The sequence below is a fragment of the Ktedonobacteraceae bacterium genome (genome assembly GCA_035653615.1).
Classification (GTDB): Bacteria; Chloroflexota; Ktedonobacteria; order Ktedonobacterales; family Ktedonobacteraceae; genus DASRBN01.
On the sequence record DASRBN010000032.1, the window covers coordinates 82,304 to 101,150 of the forward strand.

At 58.2% G+C, this 18,847-nt stretch carries 16 protein-coding genes; 3 read left to right on the forward strand and 13 right to left on the reverse strand.

Annotated elements, in window-relative coordinates:
• Nucleotides 1-43: 43 nt before the first annotated feature.
• The 3 genes from VFA09_17830 to VFA09_17840 are packed head-to-tail and all read right to left on the reverse strand — an operon-like array spanning nt 44 to nt 5,678.
• Complete coding sequence (locus VFA09_17830) at nt 44-4,903, reverse strand: HAD-IC family P-type ATPase (GenBank protein ID HZU69141.1); 4,860 nt, start codon at nt 4,901-4,903, stop codon at nt 44-46.
• Nucleotides 4,904-4,929: 26 nt separating this feature from the next.
• Entirely contained in the window at nt 4,930-5,328 is a 399-nt protein-coding gene (locus tag VFA09_17835) for a hypothetical protein (protein ID HZU69142.1), read from the reverse strand.
• A complete protein-coding gene (locus VFA09_17840; GenBank protein ID HZU69143.1) occupies nt 5,325-5,678 on the reverse strand; it encodes a hypothetical protein in 354 nt (117 codons plus the stop codon). The genes VFA09_17835 and VFA09_17840 overlap by 4 nt, the downstream gene beginning before the upstream one ends.
• A gap of 464 nt (nt 5,679-6,142) precedes the next feature.
• Between VFA09_17840 and eno the strand changes: the two genes are divergently transcribed.
• Nucleotides 6,143-7,444 carry a phosphopyruvate hydratase gene (eno, locus tag VFA09_17845; protein HZU69144.1) on the forward strand — a complete coding sequence of 434 codons (1,302 nt, stop codon included), beginning with the start codon at nt 6,143-6,145 and terminating at the stop codon, nt 7,442-7,444.
• A gap of 80 nt (nt 7,445-7,524) precedes the next feature.
• On the opposite strand, the gene VFA09_17850 is transcribed toward eno, so the two are convergent.
• Nucleotides 7,525-7,656: a hypothetical protein gene (locus VFA09_17850; protein ID HZU69145.1), complete on the reverse strand. Its 132-nt coding sequence runs from the start codon at nt 7,654-7,656 to the stop codon at nt 7,525-7,527.
• Between the two features lie 257 nt (nt 7,657-7,913).
• Here VFA09_17850 and VFA09_17855 point away from each other — a divergent pair, with 257 nt between their 5' ends.
• A complete protein-coding gene (locus VFA09_17855) occupies nt 7,914-10,307 on the forward strand; it encodes a protease pro-enzyme activation domain-containing protein (GenBank protein HZU69146.1) in 2,394 nt (797 codons plus the stop codon).
• Between the two features lie 176 nt (nt 10,308-10,483).
• Here VFA09_17855 and VFA09_17860 read toward each other — a convergent pair whose 3' ends face one another.
• Nucleotides 10,484-11,071, reverse strand: a complete 588-nt coding sequence (locus VFA09_17860; GenBank protein HZU69147.1) for a helix-turn-helix domain-containing protein — start codon at nt 11,069-11,071, stop codon at nt 10,484-10,486.
• 162 nt (nt 11,072-11,233) lie between these two features.
• Here VFA09_17860 and VFA09_17865 point away from each other — a divergent pair, with 162 nt between their 5' ends.
• Nucleotides 11,234-12,055 (forward strand): SDR family oxidoreductase, encoded by an 822-nt coding sequence (locus VFA09_17865; GenBank protein ID HZU69148.1) that lies wholly within the window; start codon nt 11,234-11,236, stop codon nt 12,053-12,055.
• A 21-nt stretch (nt 12,056-12,076) separates the two neighbouring features.
• Here VFA09_17865 and VFA09_17870 read toward each other — a convergent pair whose 3' ends face one another.
• The 8 genes from VFA09_17870 to VFA09_17905 form a co-directional block, all read right to left on the reverse strand.
• Complete coding sequence (locus VFA09_17870; protein HZU69149.1) at nt 12,077-12,439, reverse strand: hypothetical protein; 363 nt, start codon at nt 12,437-12,439, stop codon at nt 12,077-12,079.
• Between the two features lie 499 nt (nt 12,440-12,938).
• Nucleotides 12,939-13,787 carry an RHS repeat-associated core domain-containing protein gene (locus VFA09_17875; protein HZU69150.1) on the reverse strand — a complete coding sequence of 283 codons (849 nt, stop codon included), beginning with the start codon at nt 13,785-13,787 and terminating at the stop codon, nt 12,939-12,941.
• A 156-nt stretch (nt 13,788-13,943) separates the two neighbouring features.
• Nucleotides 13,944-14,417: a hypothetical protein gene (locus VFA09_17880; GenBank protein ID HZU69151.1), complete on the reverse strand. Its 474-nt coding sequence runs from the start codon at nt 14,415-14,417 to the stop codon at nt 13,944-13,946.
• Nucleotides 14,418-14,592: 175 nt separating this feature from the next.
• Nucleotides 14,593-14,901: a Mu transposase C-terminal domain-containing protein gene (locus tag VFA09_17885; protein HZU69152.1), complete on the reverse strand. Its 309-nt coding sequence runs from the start codon at nt 14,899-14,901 to the stop codon at nt 14,593-14,595.
• Nucleotides 14,902-14,916: 15 nt separating this feature from the next.
• Entirely contained in the window at nt 14,917-15,819 is a 903-nt protein-coding gene (locus tag VFA09_17890) for a hypothetical protein (GenBank protein ID HZU69153.1), read from the reverse strand.
• Nucleotides 15,816-16,709, reverse strand: coding sequence for an ATP-binding protein (locus VFA09_17895; protein ID HZU69154.1), 894 nt, complete (start codon nt 16,707-16,709; stop codon nt 15,816-15,818). Before VFA09_17895 ends, VFA09_17890 begins: the two co-directional genes overlap by 4 nt.
• A complete protein-coding gene (locus tag VFA09_17900; GenBank protein HZU69155.1) occupies nt 16,699-17,838 on the reverse strand; it encodes a Mu transposase C-terminal domain-containing protein in 1,140 nt (379 codons plus the stop codon). The genes VFA09_17895 and VFA09_17900 overlap by 11 nt, the downstream gene beginning before the upstream one ends.
• Nucleotides 17,780-18,664 (reverse strand): hypothetical protein, encoded by an 885-nt coding sequence (locus tag VFA09_17905; GenBank protein HZU69156.1) that lies wholly within the window; start codon nt 18,662-18,664, stop codon nt 17,780-17,782. Before VFA09_17905 ends, VFA09_17900 begins: the two co-directional genes overlap by 59 nt.
• Nucleotides 18,665-18,847 lie beyond the last annotated feature (183 nt).

Sequence of the window (18,847 nt, forward strand, 5' to 3'; positions counted from 1 at the left end):
TGTGGCCCCACCTCGTCAGGTCCTATCCTATTCTCCTTCAAAGCTAGACCTGAACAACAGCTGGTTGAGCTGCCGATGGTTCAGGCGCGGGCAGCCGGGCCATGGCGGATTCAACCAGTTTTGTTGATGCGAGTACGCGACTCAGCAGTACGGCCAGCAGCGAACCTGTTCCAATGAGCAGCCAGCCCAGGGGAGATGGCAGGACGAGGTGCAGGAAAGTACGCAGAGGCGGTATGGCAAAGGAGGCGGTCAGGACCGCCAGGGAGCCTGTCACCGCTGCGGCGACGGGTCGCGTGAGTGTGCCTTCTGATCGACCCGCGTCAAGTGTCTGGGCCAGCTGGTTGGCGATGATGGTGCCGAAGGCGACGGAACGTGCCTGCTGCAATCCACCCGCTCCGAGCATGATGAGATAAGCTCCCAAAGAAGGCAGGGCGGTGGAGATGCCACGACGTAGAACCTCATTGCGCAAGGGTACATCAAGGGCCGTTGCGCCTTCTCTTCTTAACCCGGCCAGATTGCGATCTTCGGGCCGCTGCAGGGCTACGGCCAGCGCGGGTAGGATATCGGTGATGGCGTTGACGGCCAGAATCTGCGTTGCCGTGAGCGGCGTGCCGGTACCGAGTAGACTGGCGCCGACGACGAGACCAAGCTCACCAATATTACCACCGAGCAAGAGTCCTAGGGCACGACGGATGTTGCGCCAGAAGCTGCGCCCCTCGACGAAGGCTTCGACGAGCGTGGAAAAATCGTCGTCGGCAATCACAATGTCGGCGGTCTGGCGAGCGACCTCTGTACCACCCTGGCCCATGGCGACGCCGACATCGGCCAGGCGCAAAGCGGGGGCATCATTGACGCCGTCACCTGTCATGGCTACAGCGTGACCATGCCTTTGCAGGCTCTCGATGATTCGCAGCTTATCGAGCGGCGTGGCGCGGGCTATGACAACGGCGTGTTCAAGGCGTTCATCCAGTTCTCCATTCTGCAACTCGGCTATCTCAGCGGCGGTAAGCACGACGCCGGAGCCATTGAGCAAACCAGCCTCGTGGGCGATGGCGCGTGCGGTAGAGGGATGATCGCCGGTAATCATGATCACGCGAACTCCAGCTTCCTGGCAGCGCCTGACAGCCGCACGTACAGTGTCTCGCAGGGGATCGCTGATACCTACAAAGCCGAGGGCAGTCAGCTTCTGAGGATTCTCAAGCTCTACATCCGGTGGCCCTTCAGCGACCATAAGGACGCGCAGGCCGCGCTCGGCGAGTTGCTGGGAGCGATTGAGCAACATTTTTCGCCGCTCTTCGTCCAGGGGACGTTTCTCGCCATGCTCAACAATATAACTGCACCTGGAGATGAGGGCTTCGGGTGCGCCTTTGATGCAGAGGCGACCACCGGCAATCGTGGCATGGAATGCGCGCACCGGGTCGAACGATAGTTCGGCCTCGTGCCTGACGTACAATCTGCCATTGAGACCGGCATTGATGGCTCCATGAACGACGGCGATGTCGGTGGGATGCGACCCGGCATCTGGCGCGTCGGGATGCGGGCTGGCAACGGCGGCAGTGAGCAGAACGTGCTGCAATTCGGGAGACAGGTTATGCGATAGCCGGGCTTCCCGGTCCAGGCTGGCTACCAGACTTAGCTCCAGGCGGCCCCTGGTCATGGTGCCCGTCTTGTCGGTGCAGGCTACATCGACGCGGCCAAGCGCCTCGACCGACGATAGACGGCGCACGACGGCATCGCGGGCGGCCAGGCGGCGCGCGACCCCTGCTTCACCAACACGGGCAAGGAGCGGTAAACCCTCGGGAACTCCAGCCAGGGCGATGGTGGCGCCTGTTGCCAGCAGAGCAGCAAGTGGTTGCCCCCACAGGAAGCCGGAGACGACAACCGCGGCACCACCCGCGACAGAGAGCGGGAGGATAAGTTGCAAGATGCGGCTCAAACGCACGCCAAGGGGACTGACCTCTGTTTCATCCTGGGAAAGCGCGGCGGTGGTGGCTCCCATGCGCGTCTGCTGCCCAACGGCTACTACCACGGCACGCCCGGTGCCGGTGGTCACATCTGTGCCTTCAAGGACGATATGGCTGGCGTCTGTATCGCCCTCAGCAACTTTCTGCACGGGCAGCGATTCGCCGGTCAAAGATGCTTCGTCCACTTCGAGGCCCTGGGCGCTGATGACGCGAGCATCGGCGGCTACGCGGTCTCCGGGGGCAAGCAGCAGAATGTCGCCGGGTACGACCTGGCTGGCGGGAATAACCCGTGGGGCATTATCGCGCAGGACACGGGCATTCGAGGTGCCAATTTGCTTGAGGGCTTCGGCGACCTGGTTGGCCTTATGCTCTTGCCAGACGCCTACGGCGATGTTGGCGGCGATGGTGCCGGTGATAATGACGACATCCCCGGTGGCTCCCAGGAAGAGCGAGAGGACGGCGCCCGCGGCCATAATGCCGATGAGTGGAGAGCGAACCTGTTCGAGCAGGGCGGCCAGGAATTGATTGCGGCCAGATTGCGTCCGCACCGGGTGCCATCGCTGCTGGGCCTCGGAACTGCTGAGGCCCTGTTCGGAAGTGCGCAGGGTACGCAGGACATCTTCGACACTGCGTCTTCCCCAGCGTTCGGGCCTGGGGTCTACGAGGCGCGAGATACTTGACCTGGGACGTTCACCCCCACGCAATCGCATCCAGGCATCTCCAACTGCGCTCAGCGCGGTAATATAGGTTGCGCGTCCGGCCAGTTCTATGCCGGGAGCGCCCCGGAATCCCCATACCGCGCCAACGATATTGGATACCGTCGAAAGGGCAACGGAATCACGTACCGCGGCTTCACGACGGGCACCTGCATCGATGATCGCGGCAAGGGCATCAAGGTCGGGCGCGAGTAGATCCGCGCGAGCAGGCAGGCGATAACGATCATCTGTCATTCCTATTGCCAGGTCGCACTCGGCAAATCCCGCCGCGGCACCCGCATTATCCGAGACAAAGGCGACTCGAACGCCTTGCTGCTGCCTGGCACGAATGGCGCTGACCGCGTCGTCGCTTTCGAGCAGGGTGATGTTGGCGCGATGGGCAAGCGCCTGGGCCGCAAGCTGGTCGCCACTGGCAAGGACACCAAGTTCTACTCCGTACACGCGACATATCTGGACGAGGTTCTGAATTCCAGGCGCGAGGCGCGGGCGTATGGCGAGAATACCAAGCGGCTTTTCCTCACCTTCAGAGCGCAGCACCAACACATAATTGCCGCGCTGGCGCAGGCGCGCGGCTTCCGGTATTGAAGCCCAATCCTCGATGGAGCCCAGCGAATACTTTTTTCCCGCGATCTGAGCGGTGGCAGTTTTGCCGTCAAATGCGCCATCAGTCGCGGGCGCGCTGCCGGCCGGCCTGAAGATTCCCCCCCATGGCGAACCGGCGGCGGCTGATACTCCCGCGGCATAGCTGAGGATTTCGGCCATGTCGTACTGTTTGTTGAGCGATAGGGCCGTATTGAGTTCGAGCCGGTCGGTGAGCAGGCGAGTACCATCCAGCAGCAGGAGACCGGGAAGGCGAATGGGCCGGTTTGTGCGCGTACCGACGATTGTCACGCCCGCGCGGATGATCCTTGCCGATGCGCTGAGTTCGGCGCTATCCAGGCCGATCAACGCGGTACGCGGATTGGCCAGTAGCAGCGCGGCCAGCGTGCGGTTGAATGAGCGCGTGAAGAGGGCGGTGAGCCCGGCGTAGGCGAGGGAAAGCGGCCCTACCACGCGCTGGTAGCGGTCGAGGAGCGACGGGGCAACAGGGGCCGGGCGCGGTTGCGGGATAAACGCTTCGAAAGAATTTTCATGATCCAGTTTCAAGACGAATGGGCCACCATACAGCCGCGCGCCGGGTTGGACGGTTCCACTCGGAGCGACCGGAGTTGGCATGCCGTCGCGTCCAATAGCGGTTCCGGTTCCCTCTATGACTGTCGCCGCCAGAGGCGTTCGCTCGCCGGTTTCCAGGTGAATAACGGCATCCGGCTGCGCTGAGGGTGCCTCGGCTATCCTCTTCTCGTGCTGTTTCCATGCGGTCCTGCGAGCCCATGTTTCCGTAAGCAGCCGCAGAGCTTCCGCGCCGGTCAGGGCGAGACCAAAGGGACTGCCGGCAAGCGTGAGGGTGATGATGGCAGGGACGCTGACGAGTAAATCTGCGCCTGTGCGTCCCAGCAGCCTGCGCAATCCAAAGCGAATAGGGGGAATACCTTGCAAAATGGAGATCAGACTGGCGACTTGCAGCGCGGCCCCGGAGCCTGGAAGCGGTTCTGTTACGGAAAAGAGCCGGCGCCCGGCAAGCAGTCCAAGTCCAAGGGCGACGCCAATGGTACGAGCGCTGCTCTGAATCAGCGGGCCTGGATCAAGTGGGTACGCGGGACGATCCTCACCTGGAAGGTCGGGCAATTCCATGCCGGATATCTCGGAAATCAGGTCCTCTAAATCCGCCTCATGTTCATCGAATTCTACGAGGACACGCCCTGTGAGCGGATTGGCTTTCGCGCGCACGCCGGGATGTCGCTCGAGTCGCTCAACCACGCGCTTTGCCATGTGGGGGTCGCGGTCCATGCCACGCACGGCTATACGAGCGCGCACGCCCCCCCCATGTTTTTCGCGCACGGCAGGCGGGGGAGAAGATTGCTCCTTCTGGGCATGAATCATATCCAGATCGAGCGAGTATACCTCTTTAACGAGCGTTTGCTCATCTATGAGAGCCGGGTCGAATTGGATAAGAATATTGCCGGTGATGGAATTTGCCTGTACGTTCTTGACGCCATGTACCTGCCGGAGCTGTGTTTCAAGGCTCCGATTTCCCTGCCCTGACCACGCGGGCACGTGTACGCGAATGCGGCCCGGGATGGTGTGGAGAACACGAGGTTCCTCTGCAACCGCTGCACTCATCATATGCCCAGTTTCTTTCTAGAGGTCGCCTATCTTTTCCGCTCTTGTCGTATGTTTTGTGCCTCGGCCCACATATCTTCGACCTCTTCACGCGCGCGAGCAGCCATGCGCCTTACTTGCAGGCTGGTGATAGCTGTGAAGTGACCGATGCGTTGCGCCAGCTGATCCACCACTTCCTCGGCTCGCTGCGTTGCCAGTTTGCCACCTTCTTCAGCGCGGGCAATAGCCGGCTGTTCAGACTTTTTTCCAGGCGATGTGCTGGGTTGATCTAAGCGATCTGCCTCTTCGCGTATGGAGGAAGCAGCCTGCTGAATGCGTTGCGTGGTAAGGGCAGCGAACAGGTTAAGGCGCTGGCCTAGATTATCTAACAAGGCCTCGGCCCGCTCCGTCGCCGGTTGTTTGGGAGCTTGGCCCGGCGCCTGGCTCATGAAGCTGTTCCCCCCTGATCCTCTGTAGAAGATTTTGTATGATGTGCCGTAGTCTTCCCTGTCGTTTTGCTCTGACCCGTGCTGGCAGCTGAGGTCTCAGCTGACGAGGCGCTGGCTTTTGCCTGGTTCATGGCGTTCTGCGCGGCATTTGATGCGGTAGCTCCTGCCTGCTGAACGTTTTGACCAATACCACGCGCCACTGAAGTGATGGCGTCGCCGGCGACAAGAACGCCTGCCGTGGCATACACTGCTCCGCGCCGTATCCATCCTCTCACTGTAGGTGAGAAGACCGCGGCAGCGACGGCGGCTACGATTGCTACTTCAGGATCGGTAAAGTCTTCCAGTGCCATACTTGCTCTCCTTTTCACGTGTGTTCAAGTGAATGAACGGCTTACCTATCCCCTGAGCTATGGCAAACGCGTGCAACAGTACAAGCATGTATTGATGTACAGGTAGAGTTATGCAAGTAGCGCAGTGAAGTACAATAGCCCCGGTCAGGTATGAAAGCCTTGCTATTCCTTTAGGAATACGGGTAAAAGACCTCTTTCGTTTCATGGCATACCACCAGGCATGTCATTCTGAGCGCGGGGCATGTCATTGTGAGCGCAGGGCATGTCATTCTGAGCGCAGCGAAGAATCTCTGGCCGGCAGGGAAAACGCTTGTGACAGGATGAGGCATCGGAGATAAGATATAATAGGTAAGCAGGAAAGATGGATGCAAAGTAGAGTAGCGAAGATGAGGCCAGTAGAACGATGGTTTCGCACGAAGAACTATAGCAATGGAGGTTTTATTATGCCAGTTGATGTTAATGGGATTACTACAATCGAAGATATAGCAGCGTGGGAAATCCTTGACTCGCGCGGAAATCCGACGATTGAGGTTGAGGTGCTACTGATGGGTGGCGAGAGAGGCGTGGCGGCTGTTCCTTCCGGCGCTTCGACGGGAGTACATGAGGCCGTCGAGCTGCGCGACGGGGACAGGAGTCGCTACGGTGGCAAGGGGGTTCTGAAAGCGGTACATAATGTCAATGGAACCATTCGCGAGGCGATTATTGGGCTGGATGCGATGGATCAGGTATTGATTGATGAGTTGATGATCGAACTGGATGGTACTCCCAACAAGGGCGCTCTGGGGGCCAATGCCATCCTTGGAGTCTCCCTGGCGGTGGCGAAGGCGGCGGCAAATGCGCTGCAAGAGCCGCTATATCGCTATCTGGGCGGTGTCGGGGCACGCACACTACCGGTGCCGATGATGAATATTTTGAACGGCGGGAAGCATGCCGATAATTCGACTGATATGCAGGAGTATATGATTTTGCCGGTCGGCGCTCCAACATTCCGCGAGGCGCTGCGCATGGGTGCCGAAGTCTACCAGTCGCTGAAAAAGGTATTGCATGGCAAAAAGTACAATACCAATGTGGGCGATGAAGGGGGCTTTGCGCCATCGCTCGGCTCCAACCGCGAGGCGTTGGAGTTAATTGTTGCCGCCATTGAGTCGGCAGGTTATAAGCCCGGTATAGACATTTGCCTGGGTATGGACCCGGCGGCCAGCGAGTTCTACGACAATGGCAAATATGTGCTGGCGCGCGAAGGACGGACGCTCAATTCCGGTGAGATGGTGAACCTCTATGAGCAATGGATCGGCGAATACCCGATTATCACGATTGAAGATGGCCTGGCCCAGGATGACTGGGACGGCTGGTCGCTGCTGCGCCAGCGGCTGGGAAATCGCGTTCAACTGGTGGGCGATGACCTGTTCGTGACGAATACGGCGCGCCTCAAACGCGGTATTGAGGAGCATTCGGCCAACTCGATCCTGATCAAGCTCAATCAGATCGGCACGCTGACGGAGACACTCGCGGCCATCGAGATGGCGAAGCGCGCCTCTTTCACGGCGGTTGTCTCGCATCGTTCGGGAGAGACCGAGGATACGACGATTGCCGACCTGGTGGTGGCGACGAATGCCGGGCAGATTAAGACGGGCGCGCCCGCCCGCAGCGAACGCGTCGCCAAGTACAATCGCCTGCTGGTCATCGAGGACGAGCTTGGCGAGAAGACGGCCCGCTACGCCGGCTGGAGCGCGTTTTATAATGTGCCCGCGTTGTATGGACGATAGGAAATAGCTGATGGACGCGAGCCGATTCATGAGCGCCACGCCGAATCCGTAGGGGCCGGTTCACCGTACACACCGCCGATTTATCGGCTCGCGTCCATTGCCGGAATAAGTTGTTCAATTTCATTATTGGATGTGGGGACCGATAAATCGGCGCTGGGCACGATCAATCGGCCCCGCAGCCGTAGGGGCCGATTGATTAATTCGTTCGTCACATTCCCTCATCTGCCCACTCTCCACAAACTCTTCCCCTGACTACGTTTATTTCAGCAGGATTTCTCATGCTACGCATCTGGTATGCAAAAGATGTATGAAATGTTTTAAGCGTGCGTTTTGAGCGTAAAACCGGGCGGAAATCTTGTTTTTGCCGGGTACTGGCAGTGGAAATACTGCCCTGTAGCTCGCCGGATAGACCAAAAGTCCTGTATATTGTGGGGGCGATCTTCCGATTGTCCTGCCATTGGAGAATCGTATGCAACGTAATCTTGTACGCAATGTGCTATTTATCGCTACCAGTGTTGTACTCATTTGCGCCGGTCTGCTGGCGATGCGCCTGGCAGCACGCGCAGATCAGAATTCACCATCGTCTTTGAATGGGAATTTCGTGCCCATGATTGCGCAGGCTCAATACTTACAGGCCAGCGATCCCAATCAGCAGTTGAAGCTCTCTATCGGTCTGCAATTACGCGATGCATCAGATCTGGATACCCTTTTAAGCGCTATTTATAACCCTCAATCTTCGCAATATCACCACTACCTGACGCCTGGCGAGTTCGAACAGTTATTTGCCCCAACGTCAGACCAGGTGCAGCAGGTCGTTGCCTATTTACAGAGCCAGGGTTTGACGGTCAACAGCGTCGCGCCCAACAATCTGCTCATCGATGCCACAGGCACGGTTAGCGCCGTGCAGCAGGCCTTCAATACGCAGATCAATAATTACCAGCTGGGCGGCCAGATTTTCTATGCCAATGCGACTCCACCCAGCGTGCCCTCTTCAATTAGCCAGTACATCGCCTCCATCGGCGGTCTTGACGATAGCGTGCAATATTCGCCGCTTTATTCACGCCTGGCCTCTTCCAGTGTGCATACCGGGCAAAGCCGCATTCATACGTCGCTATTAGCCGGACCTACAAGTGGTTACGGTCCGCAGGATTTGTCCAACGCTTATGATGCGGCACCCTTGCAGAGCGCCGGAATGCTGGGCGATCATCAGACCATCGCGCTCTTCGAACTCGATGGCTACCAGGCCAGCGACGTTGCACAGTATTTCCAGTATTACAATCTCGGCACGCCGAATCTCAGCAACGTGCTGGTCGATAATTTCAGTGGCAACCCGGGACAGGGCGCGATTGAGGTTGAACTAGATATCGAGGTCGCGGCGGCCATGGCACCGCATGCCAGTCAGATTGTCTACGAAGGTCCCAATACGACACAGGGACTGAACGATACATATAACCAGATCGTGCATGACGACAAGGCGCAGATTGTGAGCATCAGCTGGGGATTGTGCGAGACCAGCACCGGCCCGGCAGAGTTGCAGACGCTGGACAACATATTTAAGCAGGGAGCGGCAGAAGGCATGGCGTTCTTCGCGGCCTCTGGCGATTCGGGCGCGTACGATTGCGCCGATAGTAACCTGGCTGTGGACTCGCCCGCCGATGATCCCTATGTGACCGGTGTGGGGGGCACTACTTTGCAGGTCAATGGGGGCGCGTATGGCGGCGAGTCGGTGTGGTCAAATCCGAACGATACGCATCGCAGTCCCAAGGGCGCGGGCAGCGGCGGCGGCGTCAGCAATACCTTCCAGATGCCTTCGTGGCAAACAGGAGCGGGTATCATCAGCAGTTACAGTAGCGGCACGCCCTGCCATGCTCCAAATGGCCAGTATTGCCGCGAGGTGCCGGATATCACGGCGGACGGCGATCCGGCGACGGGCTATGCCATGTACTGCACGGTGGTGAACGCGGGCTGTCCTTCCGGTGGCTGGTTAACGGTTGGTGGTACGAGCGGCGCAGCCCCGTTATGGGCGGGCAGCGCGGCCTTAATCAACCAGTATTTGCAGGCACAGGGCAAGCCGCCTATCGGCAACGCCAACCCTACGCTTTATAGCCTGTTTAACGCGCAACAGCAATTGCCGGCGTTCCATGATATTACCAGCGGCAACAATCTCTATTATCCGGCAACAAGTGGCTACGACATGGGAAGCGGCATAGGGTCGCCCGACATCAACAATATCGCCCACGATCTTGCCTTGCTCAATGGTGGCGGCACACCCACTCCTACACCCTCGCCGACCAGTACCCCTTCGCCATCTCCATCTCCTTCGCCATCACCAACCAGCACGCCCTCACCGACGCCATCCCCTTCGCCGTCTCCGACACCCCCACCGCCATTGATCCAGAACGGCGGATTCGAGAGCGGATTGCCTCCCTGGCAGCAATCCTCATCCGGCGGCTACCAGCTCGTCAGTAATTTTAACGCGCACACGGGACAGAACAGCGCTTACCTGTGTGGTTATCCAGGTTGCGATGATCGCATCTGGCAGATCTTCACCGTACCGACCAGCTATACAAAGATCACCATCACCTACTGGTGGTATTCGGATACGAATAAGACGGGCAATCAATGTTTTGATTACTTCTATAGCCAGGTGCATACGACCAGCGGAGCCACGATTGCGAATATGCAGACGAGTTGCAATACGCAGGTGACGAACTACTGGGTAGCGAAAACCTACGATCTCTCATCAGCTCTCGCGGCATATAAGGGCAAGCAGGTGATGCTCTTCTTCCGCGGCACCAACATGCCGAACCAGTACCAGCCAACTGATTTCTTCGTAGATGATGTGGTTATTAGTGTGCAGTAGGCGCTGTGGAGGATGAAGAGACTCAGCTTTTCCTATCTCACTTTCTAATTGATGTTTAAACTGTCGTCATTTTGGGCGAAACTTAGGTACACTAAAATAAACTCAGTAATCCTTGAGAGAGGATTGCTGAGTTGGAATGAGGATCGACTCCTGGCCGAGTGGTGACACGCCATCTTTTAGTCCCGACTCGGCTTCGTTCTGATGCCGGCGATGACGAGATCGAGCATGCGGTTAGCCCCATCAGGGTCGGACGCATGTTCATTCACCAGGGCGATTCCGTAGACGAGTCGTATCACGTCGAGAATATGGACATCCGTTCGGATTTGGTCTGCGGCCTGGGCGCGGAGCAAGAGAACTTCTCCCGCCTCGTGCATCGCTTTGTTCGCCTCATAGATTCTCGTTCCTGGAACGTGCTTGGCAGCCATGATGGCTGCTCCCATACTCCGCCCTCGAGCCGCGAAGTCCATCTGCAGGCGAAGCCAGCTGACCAGGGCATCGAAAGGAACCGGAGCGCTGGCAAGTTCTTCTGCACGCGCCCTCAGTTCATTGGTCTCATCCAGGAACACGGCCTCAAGGAGATCCTGACGCGTGGGGAAGTGGCGGTACAGCGTTCCAATGGCGACCCCAGCTGATTTAGCAATGTCCTCCAGGACAATGTCAGCGCCGCGCTCTGAAACCGCGACTCGCGCTGTCTTCAGCAAACTGGCATAGTTGCGCTGGGCATCAGCTCGCATTGGGCGGTTGGCTGGTGTTGACTTGTGCATTTCATGCTCCTCCTTTCTCCTTGAGCTAGTGGTCCTTGACAAAGTGAGGATGCCTCCGTTACTATATGAGAAGTAACATGAGGGTTCCTCCGTTTAATAGAGGGAGGTGCCTCATTTTATCATATTCACGATCGATATTACCAGGAGAAGGAGAACTTTCTTATGCATGTTTTCGTCACAGGAGCAACAGGTTACATCGGTACCGCTGTCGTCCATGAACTCATCGGTGCCGGTCATCAGGTCGTCGGTCTTACCCGTTCAGACAAGGGTGCCGAGGCACTGAAGGAAGTTGGGGCCGAGGTGCATCGCGGTACCCTTGACGACCTCGACAGCCTTCGCACCGCTGCGGCTGCAGTGGATGGCGTTATTCACCTGGCGTTTGAGCATAACTTCTCGGACTTCGCAGCCTCGCTCACCACCGATCTGCGTGCCGTCAAGACGATGGGGGCGGCGCTGGAAGGCACGGGCAAGCCATTCGTGACCACCGCTCACCTCAACGGAGAGGCATCTGATAACGCGGTACTCGCACTGACTGGAGTGCGATCATCGGTCGTCTCTCTCTGTCCATCCGTGCATGACCAGGGCGACAAGGGCTTCGTGCCGATGCTGATCACCATCGCTCGCGCGAAGGGCGTCTCTGCCTATATCGGCGATGGATCCAATCGCTGGCCTGCCGTCCATCGCCTCGATGCGGCGCGCCTGTACCGTCTGGCACTGGAAAGCGCCCCGGCGGGGTCACTGCTTCAAGGAGTTGGCGACGAGGGTGTGCCATTCCGCGACATTGCCAGCGTCATCGGTCGCTACCTGAACCTACCGGTAGTCAGCATTTCCCGTGAAGAGGCAGATGCCCACTTCGGCTTCCTCGGCGCCCTGGCAGCGCTCGACATCCCGAGATCGAGTGTACAGACCCAGGAACTCTTGGGATGGCAGCCTGTGCATTTGCGACTTCTCCCGGACCTCGAACAGCACTACTTCACCAACTGATGTGAGGCTCAGGGTCACTCCTCACGACGACAGGTTTTGAGTAGGAACGACCTGGAAGACAGTCAGATCGATGCAGCCCGGCTGCGCGAGGTGTTTGTGGGCTTCGCGCCCCTGCCTTAAGCAGGCGAGTTCGTGTTTCTGGGCGTGGACGCCAGTAACCTGTATCGCCCAGAGGCCGATACAGCCGGGCCGTACGCTGGACTTAAGTGGTGGCCTGTGCGCGCAATCTGCTGGTCCTGGTTCGTCCCCCGGTGGAAAGCTGCTACGGTCCATGGGAAAACCGGCGTGAGTTCCTAACGCTGGCACAGGTGCGATGGGCCATGCCCTCCCTTTTGTGCCATTTAGACACACCTGCTCGCCCACCGAAACCACGCGGAAAAGCATCAGGACGGACCAAGGGCTTTCATCCCAGGAGTCGGACTCGTTATCCGGTCATTTACAAAACGAGCAACAAGTAGGAAAAGAGCAAAAAGGAAGCCGGCAATCATGAGCATATAATGCTTCACACGCGTATCGATAGTGGTTCCGAACTGCTCTCCAATGAGTTTCTATAATTGTGGCTTGCCACTCGTCATTCTCTACAGGAGGAGACGAAGAGGTAGCGAAGTATTGGACTGCTGTTGCCAGGGGTATCACTATCATTTCATATACTTCCCCTTTAGCTAATCCAGTGCTTAGTGGGCCAAACGGGTCAAAAATCGATAGTACCCGGCCATTGCTGAGACGTAGCTTTAAAAAGCGATCGTATACCTTCCCGTTGTAGGTTGCCCCTTCCTCATTCTCAATCAACACTCCTTTAATAAAATCTCCCATTGATCCTCCTTGTTGTAGCTGCTAGTTTAGGGTGAATATGGCATAGCAGTGACTATGAAACCATTCTCGCTCACCACGAGAGACAGATATAGGAAGGATACTGCACCCAGATATGCAAATTGCCCTGCGAATCAATATTGCCATACTCATTATTTTGTCCCTCAATCATCTGCCCCGACGGGTCACTCCTGGTCTCCGGATTCCCGCCGACATACATATAGGGGTTCATCCCCTGCCAGTTCCCCTGCACCTTGTCCGCCGACAAAAACACCCCGGATACTGGGTCATAATAGCGCGCGTGGAAGTAGTCCAGGCCGGTCAAGCTATCATTGTACTGTCCAATGAAGCCCTTCGCCGTGTTGATGCTGCCGGAAGAGTAGCGCCCGTTGCCATAGGGGCCGAAGAGTTGATTGCCCTGCACCGAGGCGCCGCCTGCCGACCAACTGATCTCCGAGAGGATGCTGCCCAGCGCGTCGGTCAGCAAAAAGGGGGTATTGTTGGCGTCCACGTCTCCGATCAGACGGCTGCCCAGGACGTAGTAATACGTGTTGGACTGGTTGCTGCCACTGCCGCTGTACTGGTGTTCTTCCAGCCCGAAGGGGTAGACGATGAGGGTGGTACCGGTGCTGCTGGTCGAACGGCGCAGCACCCGGTTGCCGGTGGCGTCGTAGAGGTATTGCTCCTGGTTGCTGCTGCTGGCGTACCATTGCGTCAGGTGATCCAAAATGTCATAGGTCAGCGTGCCGGTGGTGCTGCTGTAGGTGCGACCGGTGACGTTGCCCCACTGGTCGTAGCTCGTGGTGTAGCCCTGCCCCGTTTGATTGCTACAGGTGGCGCCCAGGCTGTAGAGGCCGGTCAATTGATGTGGCGCGCTGCTGTTGCAGTAGAGATACTGGTACGGCGTGCTGCCGCCATTCAAGGGACCTTGCCAGAGTTGGCCCAGGTGCGTGTAGGCGACGGCGTTGAGATAACGGCTGTATGATCGCAGTAAGCGGCCTGCTAGCTAGCAGCGCGCCGCCCATTCCACACTCGTTTAGAACTCGGGTTGAAGCCACTGAGTCGAACTGTTGTCATCCTACGCGTTCGCTTTGAAGACACATATCCCTTTAATTGCAGCATGACGAAATGCCGGGTCCTTCACATCAGGAAAATATCCCTCAATTGCAAAACACAGGCCTGGAAGATCTCGTATCACGAGATTATCTTCCTCATCTTCTTCCACCGGACCAATTTGCCTTTCGACATCGGCAACCGTTGATCCCAGGCCAATTGTATCCATCAACTTTCCACGATAGCCATCATGAACCATAAAGGGCAAGAGCAATTCTCTGGTCCACGGTGTATCCCAATAACCTAGAGCAAAGATAGCAAGCAGGGTATCGTTTTGGTTCTGGGCCTCCCTCAAGATGTGTACCAACGTCTCCAGGTTGAAGCTTCCCCAACGATCAAGAAAAATCTTCACAGTTCTTTCGGGATATGCCTCTCCTAATTCTTTGAGGGCATAATCTATATGGTCAGGCCAGCTAATCGTAGATTCATTGTTGTCCATCTAGTGGCTCCTTGCTTTTTCTCAACCTACTGGCTCCTCTGTCATCAGTGATCATGCCTATTGATCTGTCACTTTCAACTTTCGTCTGCACTGATGTGGAATTCGTCTGCACTCGGTCAGTGCAGGCGAATTCCACAACAAGGGGTCAGCACCAAATGAAGGGCTTGGAGGAGAATCATTCCCCAAGACGTGGGTAGGGAAACCAATAGGGGCGATAGCTGCCATCTTTGTGACATAATTCTGAGGCTGTGGCCTGGCAGAGAATATCCTGGTCCCAATAGACCCAGATCACCGCTTCACTCATGGGTGATGGACGAACGGTCACCGCTTCATTTGGCCAGTAATGGAGTACATCGTCCCGCTCGTCACGATAATGCCAGCCGTGCCACTCCAACGTTCCATCACTCCCCACTGAGGCTTCATAGGCTGGCAGCACTTCTCGCAAACTGGGGAGAAACCGGCAGGGATCATCATCCAGACGCATCCGCCATCCAGCTTGTCAGGCCGCCCGTTGCTTCGCGAGAAACGGAGCATAGCCAAAAGTACGCTCACACGCTCGATCAAACAGACGCAGATACTGGACGGGATCAAGCACCCGACCGGTCAGTTCCTGCTCCCATTGCTGTACGAAGGCGAATTCGTATGGCGTCACTGCTTCTACCTCGGTTCCCCAGACTTTGGCAGCCTGGATCATCTCGACTGGCAATGGCTGTTGTACGCGTAAGCGGACTGGCGGATGTAAGCACCAGCGATCCTGGCGGAAAAATACCAGCGCATCATAGAGCGCGAAGAGCACATCGGCGTCACCTGGCGGCTCGTGTGTCCTCCGAAAGGCCAGGACTTTTTGCGTGGGTTCGTCGATCACCAAGATCAGAAAAGGCATCATCGTGCTGTGCGCTGTCCGCATCCGAACAGCGGTCTGTTGCCAGCCAATGCGCCAGGTGGTCGCTTGTCTTTGAACCGGGTCACTCGACAGCATGGAGGCGCGGCGACGCCCGAAGAAACAGCAAACCCCAGTCACCACATCGAACGGTAACGCGCAAGTTCCAACGTTGAGCGCCATGCGGCGTAAGATTTCCTCCACCGTTGCAACGCGCCGGAAGAGGGGTGAGACATAGAGGGCCTCGATCAACTCCACCATCGGCTGCGTCACATTGGAGAAAAAGGTGGTCAGGGTCGCTTCTTGTGTCGACGGGGATGCATCTGGCAAGAAGACATGCGACATCCGCTCCTGGATCAGCCCCCACGTATCCATCCCCTTGATCCAGGGAAGAATCTCGTACACCTGGGGTACATAGGCTGCCACTTCTACTAATTGCTCAAGGAGGCGCGGAATCTGGTGGACCGGATCTTCGGCGAGCCAGGCGGGCGCCTCGGGCTGGCAAAACGGATTCGGCCTCATGAGCGAGGGGGCCGTTGTTCTGAGGCAGCCTCATGGGACCCGGCAGGTGAGGGAGGCGGCGGGTGGCGCGGGGTCGGAACCTGCGGAATCAGCGTTAAGCGCAGCGTCTCGGCGAGAATAGTCGGCGTGATGCGTTCGACCTGACGGGCATGTGCAATCTGGCTGGCATATTGCAGCACCACCCGCAGCTTGCGAAAGGAGGGACACACGCGCTGCCAGAGTTGGAAGCCCATCTCGCGATCGGCTGCATCTTCGGACTGATACTGCCAGTAGGGCAACGTCAGAGCAGGCAGCACCGTCGTCAACACCTCCTCCTGGGTGAGCGTCAGAAATTCCATATGCAGGCCAACCCGGCTGACAAACTTCTCATGGCGGGTGATCACCCGCAGGATGCGAGGAAGTCCCACGATCACGATGGGGCAGCCGGTGCGGTCGAAGATATGACGCAACAGTTCAAAGCTTTCAATGTTCAGCCAGTCCCCTTCATCGACCAGCACCAGGTCAAGATCGGTGCGCCGAATGGCTTCGGTGGCGACCGCTTCCATATCATAGACATTGTGACTCGCGTGTTCTCCATTGAGCGTAGTAATCAACGTTTTCGCCACGGCTTTGGCCGTCGAACGTGGGCTGACTTTGATGCTCACACAGGCTGGAAAGCCGCTGTAGGCCCGAGGGGTCAGCGCTTGCAGATAGGTCTGCACGGCAATGGTCTTGCCCACTCCTGCATCTCCCGTGACCACACCCATCGTGGCGTAGCCAGTCTCTTCACGCGACTGCATCATAAACTGCATACAAGCATGAAAGCGTTTGACACTCTGCGTCATGATGGGTACCTGGCCGGTTGGCAAGCGATTTTCAAAATCGAGGTCATCGGCGTATTCAGGAATCATGGGGGGCGTCCTTTCTGGCCTGCGCAGCGCGGGCCACCAAAAAATCAAAGAGGTCTGGGGCGCGAGGGGAGGAAAGAGGAGCAACCAGGACCTCGTGTGGTGGCGTGGCCTGTCGTCCCTTGCGTTGCTCTGTTGTCAATGGATGAGGCGTTTCGAGGGCCTCCCGCGCGGCGTTGATGCGGCGGCATGCCTGTCCTCGCTGGCGACGTTGTGCCTCGACGACCTCCTTTCGCTGGACCGCCTGCCCTTTCGGCGAGGACAGCGCGAAGGCGGTGCAACGCCACTGCTCCCCGAAGAAGACCTCCAGTTCGTCGGGAGCGGTATAGCAGGGGGCTGCGCGCACCAGCACCTCCTCGCCCACCAGCACCGCCAGTTCGGGATGCCAATACCGCTCCCCGGCATACTTGATGCCCTCCTTGAGGACGTGCCGGTGGGTCAGTTCTTTGAGCAGCATATCCAGGAGGCGCTCATCAACCGGTAGCGGTGTGGCGTGCTCCTGCCAGAAGGCGAAGGGCGTCTGTCCGGTCGCGCTGTGCATCTCCTGGTGATACTGGTCGATGAAGGTCCGAAAGCGCTGCTCCAGGTCAGCGAGGGAGAGTTCGGCCTTGGCAGCGGGGTTGCGCTCCACGACGTTTCTGCCCACATAGCCGGGAAGTGTGGCCCACAGACGCGTGTCCAGCGTCTCATGAAAGCGTTCGACGATCCCGCGTATTTGTGGCTCATGTGGAGGTCCGGGAAAGAGTGTGATGCCCAACCCGTGCGCTAATTGCTGCACATGATGGGCAATCAGGTCTTTTCCGTTGTCCACCCAGATTTCATCGGGAACGCCCCCAAACGGCTTCTGTTCGGACGTCCGTATGGCGTCGCGGATCGCAGCCGCCACCATGAAGCGATCCGGGGGATCATAGCTGAAGCGTCCAGCCATCACCAGGCGCGAGACGCTGTCGATCACCAGGGTCAAATACGGGCGCACTTCCCCCGAAAGCGTGCGATGGGAAGGCGCGCGGAGATCGCGGACCAGCACATGCAAGGGAGCCTTGTGATCAATCTGCCAGACGATGCGGTGGGCATCATGCGGAATGGGGTACGTCAAGGCGATAGCGATTGCGGAACTCCTCCTCCCGTCCATCGGCCAGCAGACGCACCGGGGCTGGGATCTGCGCGCAGATGGAGCGCACCTGCCAGAGGCTGGGGGCTGCTTCCCCCGTCGAGGTCGCGTGCTGGCAGGCCAGCTCATACACAAAGCGCACGGGAGCATCCAGGTGCGTGAGGCGCAGGTCTTCGACGATCTGCACCATCTGCGGACTCACGCCATGATGCTTGCCCTTGTCCCCGCGTCCACGTGGTGCCAGCCCGACCAATCCGTCACGCCGGAAGCGCGTGTGGTAGTCCCGCAAGGTACGCAAGCTGACCCCGACCATCTCCGCGCGTTGCGCCAGAACGGTATTGGAGACGTGTGCCTGCTCGGCCAACTCCCCAAGCAAGGCGCGGCGGCGGAAGAGTCCGTCACGTTGTGCTTCTGTAAGCGCGCCTAGATCAGACGGTACGCGGGGCACAACCACACGTCTGGCAGGAGCGAGACCTACCATCCCACCCAGACGATAGCGACGGAGCCACCGCCGTGCCTGAAGGATGGTCCAGCCAGCCCTTTCAGCCAGAGCGCGGAGATCCTCACCGGTGATGGTTTCCGCTTCTGCAAGCTCCCCTAAGACTGCGTAGCGCCTCTCGATGAGCGCCAAGGTCGCTTCAGGAAGTTCAGGCCACTCAGTCGGGACCAGCGCGTCCAGTCCTCCACGCAAATAGCAGGTGTGCCACCTGCGCAGCAGAGCCACCGGGACGCCTACCTGGCGAGCTCGCGCGGCGAGCCTCGTCCCGCTGAGGTCCTCGACCGTCGTTCCGAGCAGCTGCGAGCGGCGACGGGCTTCCGCCGCCTTGAGCTGTGCCAGCGGTAGCATCTCTATCCCTCCTGAGAAGAGCTCTCCTCGCCGATGGTGTAGAGAGGATTGCTCACGGTTGGAACAGCAAGTCGCAAGAAGCGTCTCACCCAAAAGGCCTGGCACCCCGGCGGAGGTGTTCTGTGCCTCTTCCTCAGTTCACCATCGCGTTGCGCCTCCCAGAGGAGTGCTCAATCCACAAGC

Excerpts from the sequence above, each read along its gene's own strand:
- VFA09_17830 (HZU69141.1), bottom strand. The coding sequence starts at position 4,903 with ATGATGAGTGCAGCGGTTGCAGAGGAACCTCGTGTTCTCCACACCATC.
- VFA09_17835 (HZU69142.1), bottom strand. The coding sequence starts at position 5,328 with ATGAGCCAGGCGCCGGGCCAAGCTCCCAAACAACCGGCGACGGAGCGG.
- VFA09_17840 (HZU69143.1), bottom strand. The coding sequence starts at position 5,678 with ATGGCACTGGAAGACTTTACCGATCCTGAAGTAGCAATCGTAGCCGCC.
- VFA09_17855 (HZU69146.1), top strand. The coding sequence starts at position 7,914 with ATGCAACGTAATCTTGTACGCAATGTGCTATTTATCGCTACCAGTGTT.
- VFA09_17860 (HZU69147.1), bottom strand. The coding sequence starts at position 11,071 with ATGCACAAGTCAACACCAGCCAACCGCCCAATGCGAGCTGATGCCCAG.
- VFA09_17865 (HZU69148.1), top strand. The coding sequence starts at position 11,234 with ATGCATGTTTTCGTCACAGGAGCAACAGGTTACATCGGTACCGCTGTC.
- VFA09_17870 (HZU69149.1), bottom strand. The coding sequence starts at position 12,439 with ATGCTTTTCCGCGTGGTTTCGGTGGGCGAGCAGGTGTGTCTAAATGGC.
- VFA09_17880 (HZU69151.1), bottom strand. The coding sequence starts at position 14,417 with ATGGACAACAATGAATCTACGATTAGCTGGCCTGACCATATAGATTAT.
- VFA09_17885 (HZU69152.1), bottom strand. The coding sequence starts at position 14,901 with ATGCGTCTGGATGATGATCCCTGCCGGTTTCTCCCCAGTTTGCGAGAA.
- VFA09_17890 (HZU69153.1), bottom strand. The coding sequence starts at position 15,819 with ATGAGGCCGAATCCGTTTTGCCAGCCCGAGGCGCCCGCCTGGCTCGCC.
- VFA09_17895 (HZU69154.1), bottom strand. The coding sequence starts at position 16,709 with ATGATTCCTGAATACGCCGATGACCTCGATTTTGAAAATCGCTTGCCA.
- VFA09_17900 (HZU69155.1), bottom strand. The coding sequence starts at position 17,838 with ATGGACGGGAGGAGGAGTTCCGCAATCGCTATCGCCTTGACGTACCCC.
- VFA09_17905 (HZU69156.1), bottom strand. The coding sequence starts at position 18,664 with ATGCTACCGCTGGCACAGCTCAAGGCGGCGGAAGCCCGTCGCCGCTCG.